Source organism: Olivibacter sp. 47, assembly GCF_030372825.1.
Taxonomy (GTDB): Bacteria; Bacteroidota; Bacteroidia; order Sphingobacteriales; family Sphingobacteriaceae; genus Olivibacter; species Olivibacter oleidegradans.
The window spans coordinates 6,028,019-6,040,794 of sequence record NZ_JAUCNR010000001.1 but is presented as its reverse complement, the minus strand read 5'-3'; the positions used below and the strand labels follow the sequence as shown (position 1 = coordinate 6,040,794).

At 42.9% G+C, this 12,776-nt stretch carries 16 protein-coding genes; 12 read left to right on the top strand and 4 right to left on the bottom strand.

Annotated features, from left to right (window positions below; all coding sequences use genetic code 11):
* Positions 1 to 49 precede the first annotated feature (49 nt).
* The 10 genes from QT327_RS26160 (at position 50) to QT327_RS26115 (ending at position 7,116) form a co-directional block, all read left to right on the top strand.
* Positions 50 to 244 (top strand): hypothetical protein, encoded by a 195-nt coding sequence (locus QT327_RS26160; RefSeq protein ID WP_130854934.1) that lies wholly within the window; start codon positions 50 to 52, stop codon positions 242 to 244.
* Between the two features lie 263 nt (positions 245 to 507).
* Positions 508 to 1,164, top strand: a complete 657-nt coding sequence (locus tag QT327_RS26155) for a hydrolase (protein WP_130854935.1) — start codon at positions 508 to 510, stop codon at positions 1,162 to 1,164.
* On the top strand, positions 1,119 to 1,673 hold the full coding sequence (locus tag QT327_RS26150) for a nuclear transport factor 2 family protein (protein ID WP_289554466.1): 555 nt from the start codon (positions 1,119 to 1,121) through the stop codon (positions 1,671 to 1,673). The genes QT327_RS26155 and QT327_RS26150 overlap by 46 nt, the downstream gene beginning before the upstream one ends.
* Before the next feature lie 201 nt (positions 1,674 to 1,874).
* On the top strand, positions 1,875 to 2,057 hold the full coding sequence (locus tag QT327_RS26145; RefSeq protein WP_149105047.1) for a hypothetical protein: 183 nt from the start codon (positions 1,875 to 1,877) through the stop codon (positions 2,055 to 2,057).
* A gap of 124 nt (positions 2,058 to 2,181) precedes the next feature.
* A complete protein-coding gene (locus tag QT327_RS26140) occupies positions 2,182 to 2,814 on the top strand; it encodes a hydrolase (protein WP_289554299.1) in 633 nt (210 codons plus the stop codon).
* Positions 2,815 to 2,908: 94 nt separating this feature from the next.
* Positions 2,909 to 3,847: a helix-turn-helix domain-containing protein gene (locus QT327_RS26135; RefSeq protein ID WP_289554298.1), complete on the top strand. Its 939-nt coding sequence runs from the start codon at positions 2,909 to 2,911 to the stop codon at positions 3,845 to 3,847.
* A 218-nt stretch (positions 3,848 to 4,065) separates the two neighbouring features.
* A complete protein-coding gene (locus QT327_RS26130) occupies positions 4,066 to 4,659 on the top strand; it encodes a Crp/Fnr family transcriptional regulator (protein WP_130854939.1) in 594 nt (197 codons plus the stop codon).
* 89 nt (positions 4,660 to 4,748) lie between these two features.
* Positions 4,749 to 5,702 (top strand): hypothetical protein, encoded by a 954-nt coding sequence (locus QT327_RS26125; RefSeq protein WP_289554297.1) that lies wholly within the window; start codon positions 4,749 to 4,751, stop codon positions 5,700 to 5,702.
* Between the two features lie 177 nt (positions 5,703 to 5,879).
* On the top strand, positions 5,880 to 6,512 hold the full coding sequence (locus tag QT327_RS26120; protein WP_289554296.1) for a 5'-methylthioadenosine/S-adenosylhomocysteine nucleosidase family protein: 633 nt from the start codon (positions 5,880 to 5,882) through the stop codon (positions 6,510 to 6,512).
* Positions 6,496 to 7,116 carry a class I SAM-dependent methyltransferase gene (locus tag QT327_RS26115; protein ID WP_289554295.1) on the top strand — a complete coding sequence of 207 codons (621 nt, stop codon included), beginning with the start codon at positions 6,496 to 6,498 and terminating at the stop codon, positions 7,114 to 7,116. The genes QT327_RS26120 and QT327_RS26115 overlap by 17 nt, the downstream gene beginning before the upstream one ends.
* Before the next feature lie 55 nt (positions 7,117 to 7,171).
* Here the strand turns inward: QT327_RS26115 and QT327_RS26110 are convergent, their stop codons facing one another.
* Entirely contained in the window at positions 7,172 to 8,242 is a 1,071-nt protein-coding gene (locus tag QT327_RS26110; protein ID WP_289554294.1) for a ligand-binding sensor domain-containing protein, read from the bottom strand.
* A gap of 184 nt (positions 8,243 to 8,426) precedes the next feature.
* Between QT327_RS26110 and QT327_RS26105 the strand changes: the two genes are divergently transcribed.
* Complete coding sequence (locus QT327_RS26105; RefSeq protein WP_289554293.1) at positions 8,427 to 9,107, top strand: AlbA family DNA-binding domain-containing protein; 681 nt, start codon at positions 8,427 to 8,429, stop codon at positions 9,105 to 9,107.
* Between the two features lie 36 nt (positions 9,108 to 9,143).
* Entirely contained in the window at positions 9,144 to 9,881 is a 738-nt protein-coding gene (locus QT327_RS26100; protein ID WP_289554292.1) for an ATP-binding protein, read from the top strand.
* A gap of 96 nt (positions 9,882 to 9,977) precedes the next feature.
* Here QT327_RS26100 and QT327_RS26095 read toward each other — a convergent pair whose 3' ends face one another.
* From QT327_RS26095 to QT327_RS26085, 3 genes are all read right to left on the bottom strand, one after another.
* Positions 9,978 to 10,679, bottom strand: a complete 702-nt coding sequence (locus tag QT327_RS26095; protein WP_289554291.1) for a hypothetical protein — start codon at positions 10,677 to 10,679, stop codon at positions 9,978 to 9,980.
* A gap of 151 nt (positions 10,680 to 10,830) precedes the next feature.
* Positions 10,831 to 11,412, bottom strand: a complete 582-nt coding sequence (locus QT327_RS26090) for a dihydrofolate reductase family protein (RefSeq protein WP_289554290.1) — start codon at positions 11,410 to 11,412, stop codon at positions 10,831 to 10,833.
* A gap of 197 nt (positions 11,413 to 11,609) precedes the next feature.
* Positions 11,610 to 12,737 carry a TlpA family protein disulfide reductase gene (locus tag QT327_RS26085; protein WP_289554289.1) on the bottom strand — a complete coding sequence of 376 codons (1,128 nt, stop codon included), beginning with the start codon at positions 12,735 to 12,737 and terminating at the stop codon, positions 11,610 to 11,612.
* Positions 12,738 to 12,776 lie beyond the last annotated feature (39 nt).

Here is a 12,776-nt window from a genome sequence, read left to right as displayed (position 1 = left end):
GGCAGAATATACCAGACATTATTATTAAACATCAAAATTAAATAAGATCATGAAAAACACGCCTGCTAAGGAAAAACCGGGAAACAGAAAAGAATTTATCAAAGTGGCGCCAAATGTGCGTCTCCACGTGACAGACCTCGGCGAAGGGAAACCGCGGGTGTTGATATGCAGTCACGCAGTCGCTCATCACCCTAAAAGACCCGCAGCATTGCAGAACCAAAAACGGAGCATAACGGTTCGATGAGCGCAGCCCGGCTGACAGAATCGGTGAAACGTCGACATAAATCTACGACTTTTAAAGGCCTATGTCATCTTTTCACGCTAGCCGAAACAAGTAGATTTGTGGCAACGACCAGGAAAAGCGACATACGTGAAAACGAACAAATTTACTATCCGGCAGCGGACCATCGCCCGTAGTTCACTGACTGGCCATTACAGGCCGGAAACACCCAGGTCTATGCAATCAATGAGAATAGCTATTGATAAATAACCATATACTATCAGATCATGTCAAACATTCAAAAAAAGGGCCTTGACGCCCTGTTACGGCCGGAAGACAGTATCCTTGTACTGATCGATCACCAGCCTTTTCAGTTCACCAACCTGAACAGCCACGACCCTGCGGTCATCATCAACAATGTGACCGGCCTTTCCAAAGCGGCTAAAGTGTTCAAGGTACCTACCATCCTGACCACCGTGATCGAGGAGCGCGGAGGATTGATCATCAAACAGCTGCAGGAGCTTTTTCCTGATCAGAAACCGATCAACCGTACCTTCATCAATACCTGGCAGGATCCCGCTGTTACCGATATCGTTGCCGCAAGCGGCCGTAAACAGCTGATCATCGCAGGTCTTTGGACGGAGGTCTGCGTGGCGATGCCGGCGATCCAGGCGGTGGCCGAAGGCTATGATGTTTTCGTCGTTACCGATGCCTGCGGCGCTGTTTCAAAGGAAGCGCATGATATGGCGATACGCCGTATGGTGCAGCATGGCATCACGCCAATTAACTGGATGGCGGTCGCTTCAGAATGGCAACGTGACTGGGCACGTACAGAGACCGCAGGACAACTGGCCAGTGTGCTGTTCGAGAATGGCGGTGCCAGCGGAGTGGCATTAGCGTGGGAGCTGCAGTTACTGGCTACACCGGTGCCGGCAGAGAAATAGCCGCCGTGCAGCGGCATGCCGGACCGAACGGCATGCCGCTTGCTTCTAACTCGTTTAACCTTCAACACTTACTGATCATGCGCTATGAACTATCCCGGATCATGGAAGAAAACCTCGATCAGGTCTGGAACCAAAAGGACCCGGCAGCCAGGTTGAAAGCCATTGAAAAGATATACAGCGAGTCAGCGATACTACATCACGTAGAGGACCAGGTGACCGGCTTTGACGCCATCAATGAAAGCGTTTCCACAACACAAAAGGTACTGCCTTCCAATTTCGTGTTCACTAAACAGAGCCCCGTTATCATCAATAGCGGGATCGGCAGGCTGGTTTGGGGCGTGGGCCCGGCGGGGCAGCAGCCCGTCGCCACGGGGATGGACATTGTTCAATTCCATGATGGCAAGATCGTGGCACTGTTCAATTCCATGATAGCAAGATCGCGGCACTTTACGTGTTGCTGGACAGCGGTCCGAAATAAAATAGCATTGGACAGCCATCGCAGACACTAACATTAATCAATAGAACGGAGAACCGGTATCTCGTCCGCCACGGCGAGAAGCAACAGTTGTATTTTAAGGAAGATCAGATCAGAATCTGGGATAACCAGGTTTGACCTTATCGAAGGCCATATCGTTTACATCAAAAGTCCTTTCATCCAGGTGATTTCTTGAAGTAGTTAAATGGACAGGAATTTTCAGATCGCCAATTTTGTGTCAGACCCGGCGTCGATCGGAAGATATGGAGGATCGATCGTCTATGGCGCTCAAAGCTACCGGAGCATCGCGCCCGCAGCCTTGCCGGTCATACCGGAATGGTCGCCCTTCATCAATGATATCATCGATGCACACCGGGACGGTTTTTTTATGAGTTATCAGGCACAATTCAAGTTTTAAGAAATATGAAAAATATGAAGAACGATCTGGCCGGGCCGGCTTTCTTTAACAATGCAAACAGCGGAAAAACCGCAGCGATCACAGAACTGAACAAATATTTATTAACCATTTAATTATTCATACCATGAGCAGTATTACACCCATCCGCGATCCGAAGAACGATCATCTGATTACACCTGAAAATTCAGCATTGATCCTGATCGACTACCAACCCCTTCAGGTCAATTCTGTAAGGTCGATGGACCATGAACAATTGGTCAAAAACATCGTCACCGTGACGAAACTTGCAAAAGGATTCAATCTGCCGATTATCCTGACCACAGTTAATGTGGAAAGCGGCATTAACAAACCGACGGTGAAGCACCTTAAAGAGATCTTACCCGACGTGCAGGAGATCGACCGCACGACGGTCAATTCCTGGGAGGACAAGGAATTTCAGGAAGCTGTAAAATCCCTCGGCAGAAAGAAGCTCGTCATTTGCGCATTATGGACCGAGGTTTGTCTGTGCTTTCCGGCGCTGGATCTTCTTAAAGAAGGTTATGAAGTGTACACCATTGTCGATGCGATAGGCGGAACGTCGACTATTGCGCACGAGGTTGCCCTGCGCCGGATGGAGCAGGCGGGCGTTCAATTATCTTCCGTTACCCAGTTTGGCTGTGAACTGCAAAGAGACTGGAACCGCCTAGAGACCAAGCAGGTATTTTTCGATAATTTAATGGAGAACGGCTCCTTTTTTGTGGAAACACTTCGCTGGTAGAACCTGCGACAAAAACCTTTCAGACCAGGTCCGCGGGCCTGGTCTGCTTTTGATATGCACGTCTGATCAGACGACAAATGATAGGGGGGCCTAAATGAAAATCATCAGTACCATATCCGACAAACATCGCCTGCTGTCCTTACCTGATCCGCTTCACCCTTTGATCAGCGTCGTTCGGATAGCGGATGTCCGTGCGGCGGCCGATTCAGTCTTGGAACGTTTTTCCTTGAATTTTTACTGCATCGCTTTGAAAAGGAATGTTAAAAGTAAAATGCGGTATGGTCAGCAGCAATACGATCACGATAAAGGGATACTGACCTTTCTGGCGCCCAAAAAAATCCTTTCGCTGGACGGTCCGCCGGTTTACGAGGTTGGTGAAGATGCTGGTTACGCGCTATTTTTTCACCAGGATTTCCTATATAGCTTCCCGTTGGCTACCAAGATCAAAAACTACGGATTCTTCTCCTACGTATCCAGTGAAGCGCTTCACCTTTCGGAAAAGGAAGAGAAGTACATCGCAGAGATTTTTTTAAAGATCGAAGAGGAGTATCAGCATCTGGATGAACACTCACAGGAGGTCATCATCGCACAAATAGAATTGCTGCTGAGTTACAGCAACCGGTTTTATGAGCGACAGTTCGTCACACGTAAAACGGTCAATCATGCCGTGATCACTAAGTTAGACCTAATCATGAATAATTACTTCGACAAAAAGCTCGCCTTAAAATCCGGTATACCCACAGTCGAGTATATAGCTGCCTGCCTTAACCTTTCGCCGCATTATTTCAGCGATCTGCTCCGGTCGATAACCGGTCAAGGCGCACAGTATCATATTCAGGAGAAGCTGATTGACAGAGCCAAAGAGTATCTGTCCGTCACGGATCTGACGGTCTCGGAGATCGCTTACCAGCTAGGGTTCAAACACCCGCAGTCGCTCAATAAGTTATTCAAGAGGAAAACCAGCACATCACCATTAGAATTCCGAAGGAACTTAAATTTAACACCGAATTTGTTTTTGCACGGGCAAACGTGAAGGACCTTGATCAGCTATCTATCCTGGAAGAGCGACTGGCCATATTAACTGCCTCTATCCTGCAACGGCAGTGTTTCCCGAAAAAAAAGCCGGTCAATTTCATTTTTTACCATATGGTAAGCAGATTAAAATAATAGTTTACAAGATTTGTAGGGCCATACCCGATTTCTGAACAATGGGTAAAAATTGTAAGACTTAACATATTCAATCCGATCGCGATGTTCGAAAATATACTTCTTAATGTCAGCAGGTACATCACATTGACGGATGATGAAAAAGAAACTTTCACCAGCTTATTAGAGCGAAAAATGGTTCCGCGCAAGACCGTTCTGTTGCGAGCCGGCGATATATGTCAATTCGAGGGTTACATCGTTAAAGGATGTGCAAGAATCTACCACGTAGATTTTAATGGCTGTGAAATCATTCTCTCTTTTGCGGTTGAGGATTGGTGGATAAGTGACATCGCTTCGTTTCATGAGCGAAAGCCGTCAACGTTTTTCATCGAAGCGCTTGAAAAGACAGAGCTTCTGATGCTTAGTCGCCGGAGCAAGGAAAGGCTCCTTCATGAGATACCGAAATTTGAGCATGTTTTCCGGATGCTTGTTCAGCGAAATCTATGTACGATCCAGAACAGGCTGGTAAGTGCAATCGGTAAGTCAGCGATGGAACGATATGTTGAATTCGTTACCCTGCATCCGACTGTTCCGTCGCGAGTTCCGCAATATCACATTGCATCCTACATAGGTGTCTCTCCTGAGTTTATCAGTATCATCAGAAGACGGCTGGCATCTAAAACAGACCCAACCCCTTAAGCCGGATACTGTTGTATCATCTTTAGCTATGAACGTTCTTTCCGGATTTTTAAAGGACTTGCCCATTGATCAATTATTAACATACAGTAATGACACGCATTCAACTAAGCTATTTGTCGATCATACTATCGATAACATATTTCGGGACACGGGCGAGCGCGCAGGTCTTTGAAAAAACACCTGTGTTGCATGGCGACTCGGTCGTTTTTCCCATCACGCTTATAAACGGCTATCCGTTCATTTCAGGAGCGGTAAACGGTGTAAGTGGCAAGTTTATGTTCGATACAGGCTACAGAACGTCCATATCGTTAAATGATAACCTTATCGATCTTCCCAACAAAAAAACGAAGAGCACCGGCATCACCGGCAGCGGGCATGATTTCAAGATCAATACGAACGACACCGTTAGGGAAATCAGATTCACGAACGGTGTTATCTATCGAAATCTTGAGAATATCAGCAGCGGAAACTATGATTTCCTACAGAATTATATCACACCTGATTGCCTGGGCTACATAGGCCATGATTTCTTTACCGGCTATCTGTTTAAGCTAGACTATATCCACAGAAAGGTCACCTTCTATAAAAGCTCTGCTGAACGTAACCAATGCAAGGATTTTCTGAAGGGCGAACAAGTATTGGCTGTTATCAACTTTGAGAACAGAAAGTTGCCGAATCACCCGATGGTCAGATTATCGATAGACGGGATCAATGTTTTAGGGGCATTTGACACAGGCCAGAACGGCTTGTTGCAATTGGATGAACCATCCGGTAAGATATTGAAAGGCCGCCGTTCGGTTCAAATTTCCGGTACTGACAGTGTCGGTGATACATTATTGACCATAAAGAATGTGATCATCGACGGAAAATATAAATTCACATTAAAAGGTGTAGAACTCTCTTCTCTGAAAGGCACGCAGGTTATCAGAAGAGAGCTGGCAATAACGGAACCGAACCTGATGAATTTAGGGTATCGCTTCTTATCGCAATTTAAAACGGTATGGGATTACGCCAATTCCAAGATTTACTTACTGGAATACTGAAATAGATCAGTCGACCTATCGTAAGTAGTTGAGAAAAGATAGAGCACAAATTGGAATATTAAAGAACGGAATTGACAGTCAGGTGTTTTCCCCGCAGGTGCTTTGGTAACATTGTTGACCGAACAGTTAGCACTAAAAGTTTAACTTTGTAGGATATTAATCCATTAAAAAGAATTGATGATTACCATTAACCCCAAATATGCTTTTCCTGTTGAGGATGTACTGTTTACGTTTGCACTGGCATCTGAAGCAGCCGATGTATTTACGGATTACAAGCACCTGATATGCGGAATTGGCAAAGTAAATGCAGCCTATAACCTGATGAAAGCCATACAGCAGGAAAAACCGAAATTGATTGTCAATTTAGGTTCTGCCGGAAGCAACCATTACAAAAAAGGCGACATCGTCTGCTGCACCAAATTCATACAACGGGATATGGACGTTAGAGGATTGGGCTATGAGCAGTACGAAACGCCCTTATCGGGATTGCCTCCAATCCTTGAATACGGTTTGCAGATGGACGGACTACCCGAAGCCGTTTGCGGAACGGGAGATAATTTTGAAATGGCACATTCCACTACTATTTATAATGTGGTGGATATGGAAGCCTACGCATTGGCTCTTGTGGCAATGAAAGAAAATATCCCTTTCCTCAGCCTCAAATACATATCGGACGGAGCAGACGGCAATGCGGCAGAAGACTGGACAGTACAGGTACACAAAGCCGCACTGGCATTTGGCAATATACTAAAGTTGGGCAAACAGGATATTCCGGTAACATATAATGAGCAATATGGAAGAATTACATAAAAAACAGCATTGGGAAACGATTTATGAAACAAAAAGCCCCGAACAGGTAAGCTGGACACAGGAAGTACCGAAAACTTCACTGGATTTTATTCATTCGTTCGGCGTAGATAAAACGGCTCGCATTATTGATATTGGTGGTGGCGACAGCAAATTGGTGGATCACCTGCTGGACAACGGTTGTGAAAATATAACCGTTTTAGATATTTCAGCCAAAGCATTGGACAGAGCCAAAGCCCGCTTAGGCAACAAAGCCGAAAAAGTAAATTGGATAGTCAGCGACATTACCGAGTTTGAGCCGGAAACGGCTTTTGATATTTGGCACGACAGGGCAACATTTCATTTTCTGACAACCAAAGAACAGGTAGCAAAGTACCTCGATATTGCAAGGCAGCGCGTAAGCGGCTATATGACCATTGGTACGTTTTCAACAAACGGACCAACAAAGTGTAGTGGACTGGATATACAGCAGTACGACGAGCAAACTTTGACAGCAGAACTCGAAAATGGTTTTGATAAATTAAAGTGCATTACGGAAGATCATACTACGCCATTCAATACCAAGCAGAATTTTTTGTTCTGCAGCTTTAAACGACAAGTGAATTAAATCAGAACTATTCGATGTCCTATCTTGCAAAAGTTCGATCTGCTCATCTACAGTTTTAACCATCATAACGATACACCCCGTTTAATGTACCAAACCAAATACTTCCATCGTTCGCTTCCAGAATGCCAAAAATCATCCCATCATTTGCTCTTATTATTTCGGGTAAGGTTGTATGGTCAGCTAATGACTCTACATTATAACGGGAAAGCGTCCAACCTTTTTGATTGTTAATACTTTGTAAGCCGGGTTTGGAACTTTGCGCTTTGTCGCTTGCTGAACTCGTCCATATATTGCCTTTTCTATCTTCATAAACGTAGCCAACAAACTGCTTTGTAAAGTTGGTAAATGTACGGCCATTATAACGCCAAAGGCCGTCCATTCCACCTAGCCAAATACTGCCCTTTTTATTTTCAATAATCGAACGGACATTTTTAAAAGGTTTGCCCCTGTGGGTCAAAACAGTAAACGTTTTTCCATCATAAATGAAGGTATTGCCTCTCGTAGCAAACCAGAACCTTCCCGCTTTGTCTTCAATAATCGAGCTGACTTCATTTTGGCGGCGTTCAAAAACCGTAACATTTTTTCCGGTTCCGTCTTCACGCATAACATCTCCGATTATCCTGTAATTTCGAAATGATTTTCCGTCATAACGGCTTGCTCCTCCATTAACACCAAACCAGATGTTACCTTTTTTATCTTCGTAGATAGTTCCAACTTCATTATTAAGAAGTCCGTCCCGGGTTGTAAAATTTCGGAAGCTTACCTGTCCTGTAGTTAGGGATTTTCCATCATAACAATAAACACCTGATCCAATCGAGCCGAACCACAGGTTGCCTTTTCTATCTTCTAAAACAGAAAAGAAACGTGCCGAACTTACTTTACTGGTGATATTAGTAAACGATTTTCCGTCATATCGAAAAATACCATCAAATGCAGCAATCCAAATGTTTCCCTTTCTATCTTGTATGATATTACGCGTGATCTGGTTGGGACCGCGGGAAGTGATAACATTTTTGGCCTCCAATCTGGAATTACCCGCTGGCTGCTCAGTTCGGTTTTGTCCCGTACAGGAAGTGCAAAGAACAAGCATCAAGAATAGTGCATATAGCTGTATGTGTTTCATCATTTTACTTAATATTATATCCTACCTAATCGATTTAGTGAAAATACCCTGACAGCTTTCATCCACAGGAATCAATATTGTAAATAAAAATGTAAACTCTGTAAATTAAAACAAAGAAAAGTGGACAAGTTTTCTGCGCCATAAAGCAATAAACTTTAACTTTGTGACGAACCACCAAAATTCAATAATGACCAAAACCGAACTAATAAAAAAGCTAAGTGATATCGAATGGGAAGACTTTGAAGTCAAAGAATCAAAAAGTGAATTACCTAAAAATATATGGGAAACCGTCAGTGCGTTTTCTAACACGGCCGGCGGGTGGATTGTTTTGGGCGTAAAGCAAAAAGGGAAGACCTATGAGATTGTTGGCGTTGGCAGTCCCGATAAGATAGAACAGGATTTCACCAACACACTTCGCGGAGAAAAGTTTAATGCCAAGCTATTACCTCTTTGCAAAAAATATCAGTTCGATGAAAAAGTGGTTTTAGCATTTTTTATTCCCGTTTCCAGCAAAAAACCAATTTATTATAATAACCCTGCCAACACATTTTTACGGACAGCAAGTGGTGATCAACGTGCGAGTAAAGAAGAGATAGATGCGATGTATCGCGATCAAGCTTTCGGAACCCGATCATCTGAAAGCGCAAAGGAATTTACTCTCGCTGATTTAGATATGACATCGGTTAAAGAGTTCAGGTCCTGCTTAAGTAGAATTGACCCCACCCATCCATATAATAAATTGAGTGATGATATTTTCCTGCAGAAAGTGAGAATTACAGATAACGGAAATCTTACCTATTCGGGGTTATTCTTTTTAGGGAGTAATGATGCTATACAAAAAGCCGTTCCAGATTTTCGGATCGATTAATTGGAAATTCCCGGTACCAGTTATAGTGATTCATCGGTGCGATATTCCTATAGATTAGATGAGCAAGAGAACTTGTGGCAATATTTTTTTGTTATTATGCGGCGTTTGCACAACGCTATTGATCTGCCATTTCAGATGGATAGTGAAGGGTTTGGTAGAGAAGATCAGCCACAGTTAAGTGCCTTAAGAGAGGCGTTGGTTAATATGCTGATGCACGCCGATTATTTCAGTCCGATGAAATCCAGAATTAGGGTTTTCAAGAACCGTATAGAATTTCTTAACGCAGGGGCATTACCCCAAGACTTGGAGATGATCCGTAGTGGAGATATGTCATTGCCAAGAAACCCTATTTTGGCGAAACTGTTTCGAATAGTCAATCTAGCTGAGAATGCCGGATACGGATTTGATAAAATGGAAGAAGGCTGGAAACATTATACCGATACCGCTCCAATTTTTGAACAAGGTACCAATTTTACAAAAGTGGAATTTTGGTTGTCTGCAAAAGAGATTCAAGGTGGTCAAACTGGTGGTCAAACTGGTGGTCAAACTGGTGGTCAAACTGGTGGTAATTTTGATGTATTAACTGATAGGCAAAGAGAAGCTTTGACTTTAATAAAGGCAAAAAGATCAATCGGCCGAAAAGAGTTAGGTGCAATTTTGAACATAAACGAATCCGCCGTACAGAAAATATTAAATGTTTTAAAAAGCAAAGGATATATTCAAAGAGGAGGAAGAGCAACTTTTGGAGGGTATTGGGAGATTTTAAAAGAATGAACATATAAGCATATGTACCTTATCTAACACCAGGATAAATTTTGGAGGTTTATTTTGTCAAGGTTATTGGTTGCAAATCTTACCGTGTCACGCTTATCAGTTTTGTCGCTTAAAACCAAAGTATGTGAAGAAACGTTGAGTCCCGTTCCAGCAGCAATCGCTATCTACATATTCCTTTTTTAAGGAGCCGTATGTCATGGTATACGTTTCCGTAGAAGTGCAGAAACCTTGGTCAGGAAGCAGCGGAAGTTCACATTCAAACTTGGTTAAGTACTCGATATCTTCCTTGTTGAGCTTGCGTTCTTCCTTGCCATATTGTAAGAAGTATACCCCCCCATTCCGGCGTAGCAGTACCGAATCTTTACCCCCATTAAAACATCCTTGTAGGTTGAAGACAAGTTTTATAGTTTCAGTATCTTTTAGTCTAACGATCCAACTTTCTTCAAGATGTTTCAGGTAATCGGTCGAGTCAAGAAAAAGCGTTGTGTTCTTTCTTTGTGAATTTTCCACCGATACCGATTTCTCTACTGACTTGCCCAGTACATTTTTAAACTTAAAATTATATTGAGCCGCGTTTGGATACACCAGTAAGGTGTCACGCTGATTGTTCTGAGGGAGCCATATGGTTAACAGCGAATCGTTTCTGAAGATCGCCACCGAGTCAAGAGAAAGATATGGACTGCCGTAGGCACTGTCAAGAAGGCCCACATCCACCACGAGTTCCGAATCCAGCTTCTTTTGCAGACCGCCGCAGGCAACTAGGGTAAACATCAAAATGGATAGAATATGAACTAACATTAATAACATTTTATAGAAGGATGAAAAAGAATGAACTTTTCCATATGCATCAACAATATTTTCAAGAACCAGTTGATATGCTTTCAAAGTTCTTTTGCAAACTTAAGGATGTTGATAGTAAATGCCCACTACTTTCTCGATAATAGAAACGCTAGCTAAGTGACCTAGGTCTATATTTTAGTAGAACAATACCCGTGTCATATTTCTTAAGGTCGATCAACTCCAGGTTGATGTATCCATCACCGGTAGGGAATAAAGGCCTACCACCACCTAAAGCAACTGGACAAAGTTGTAGATGATACTCATCGATAAGCCCACACTTCATTAAAGACTGTGCAAGGGTTATACTGCCCCAAATGACCATATTTTTTCCCGGTAAAGCCTTTAGTTTTGCGATTTCCTCAACAGCATCACCATTAACAACTTTTGCATTTTCCCATTTACCCCAGTTAGCTTCATTAAGTGTGTTAGAAAATACGAGTTTCGGCGTCCTATTTAAACTTTGCGCAATTGGCTCTTTTTCCGAATCAGCGGTAGGCCAGAAATCAACAAACATTTCATAAGTTATCCTACCAAGCAGTATCGTGTCAATATTGTCCATAAATTTCACCTGGTCAAGGTCGGAGTATTTGTTTGCTTCGTTATTGATATCCGTGAAGAAAGTGAGCTGGCCGTCCTTATCAGCAACATAGCCTTCAAGAGAAATCCACTCCTGTAAAATGATTTTTCGCATAGTTATGAATTTAAAATATCGTGCTTACTGATTGCAAAAATAAGTAGTACCCAGAAGTTCTTATAAGTGTAAATCTGTCAATTCAGCGGTGTACTTGCGACATACAAAGCATGCGTATTTATCAGTAAATTCTTTTGTGTTTTAACAATCGTGCATCATGTTTATCAACACCTAAAGCCCTAATTGTCGTTTATTTGCTAATCCGATAGCGTGAGGGTACTCAGTTTTCGGTTCAGCTCATCACCGCGTAAATTCCTGCCGATAATTTTTCCTTCAGGATCAAGCAAAAAGTTATCAGGTACCGACCTTACCAGCAGTTTTTTTGCAAGAGGGCTATTAAATAAACCCGTTAGTTCCGAAACATGCGTCCATGGCAATCCATCATCGTTGATTGCCTTTACCCAATTGTCGCGTTTATCATCAAACGAAACGGCCAAAATCTCGAATCCGCTCGGTTTATAGGTATTGTAACTTTTAACCAAATTAGGGTTTTCGCGCCTGCACGGCACGCACCAACTGGCCCAAAATTCGACAAGTACATATTTACCCTTATAGTCGGAAAGACTGATTGTGTTACCTGCGGTATCCGCCAAAGTAAAGTCGGTTAACTGTTCACCCAATTGCACCGATCGTTGTTTGCTAAGAAGCTCTTGTATACGTTTACCTCTTTTTGTCGATCTGATCTCGGGAGTTAGTTGATCGAATAACCGTTGGCTACGAGCATAAAAAGAAGGTTCATGATGTACATAGCCGGCTAGCAAACTGGCTGCATAATGTGTATTGGGATGGTCTTCAATAAATTGGAAATTTAGCGCATCACGTTCTCTGGTCAATGAATCGAAAGCACGTTTATCTTCTGCAGTATAATTATCCGATCTGATTTTTTTTCGCAAGGAAGCTATTTGTTTATTGAGCGGTTTTTGTTCATGATCTAGCTCATCCTCTAAGCGTTGCGTTTCTGAGTTTCGGACAATTTGTTTACGGAAGCCTCGAAGCCCTTTAAAATAAGTTTCTTTATCCGGTTCCACCCAGAAAGAATAGCACAACCAATTACCCAGCACATCCTTATCATAAACGTTATCTACAGAAAGCGATACAGATGTTGGTTCACTTATATGGCCGCTTAAAATGAAATGTCCTTTTTTATCCAGCTCAATGGTGTCGTAGCGGAGACCATCGGCGGAATAGTAACTCACATAATAAGACGCATGTGGAACTGTATCGATCGAGCCGATAACTTTAAATGGTTTGGCATCCTGTGCACTGATAGTTCCGACGTTAACGAACACAGCGAAAGTTAATAGAATCAAAAGACAATGTTTCATGTATCGTTTTTTTAGCGCATCCAGTTGGAGAATAGATCC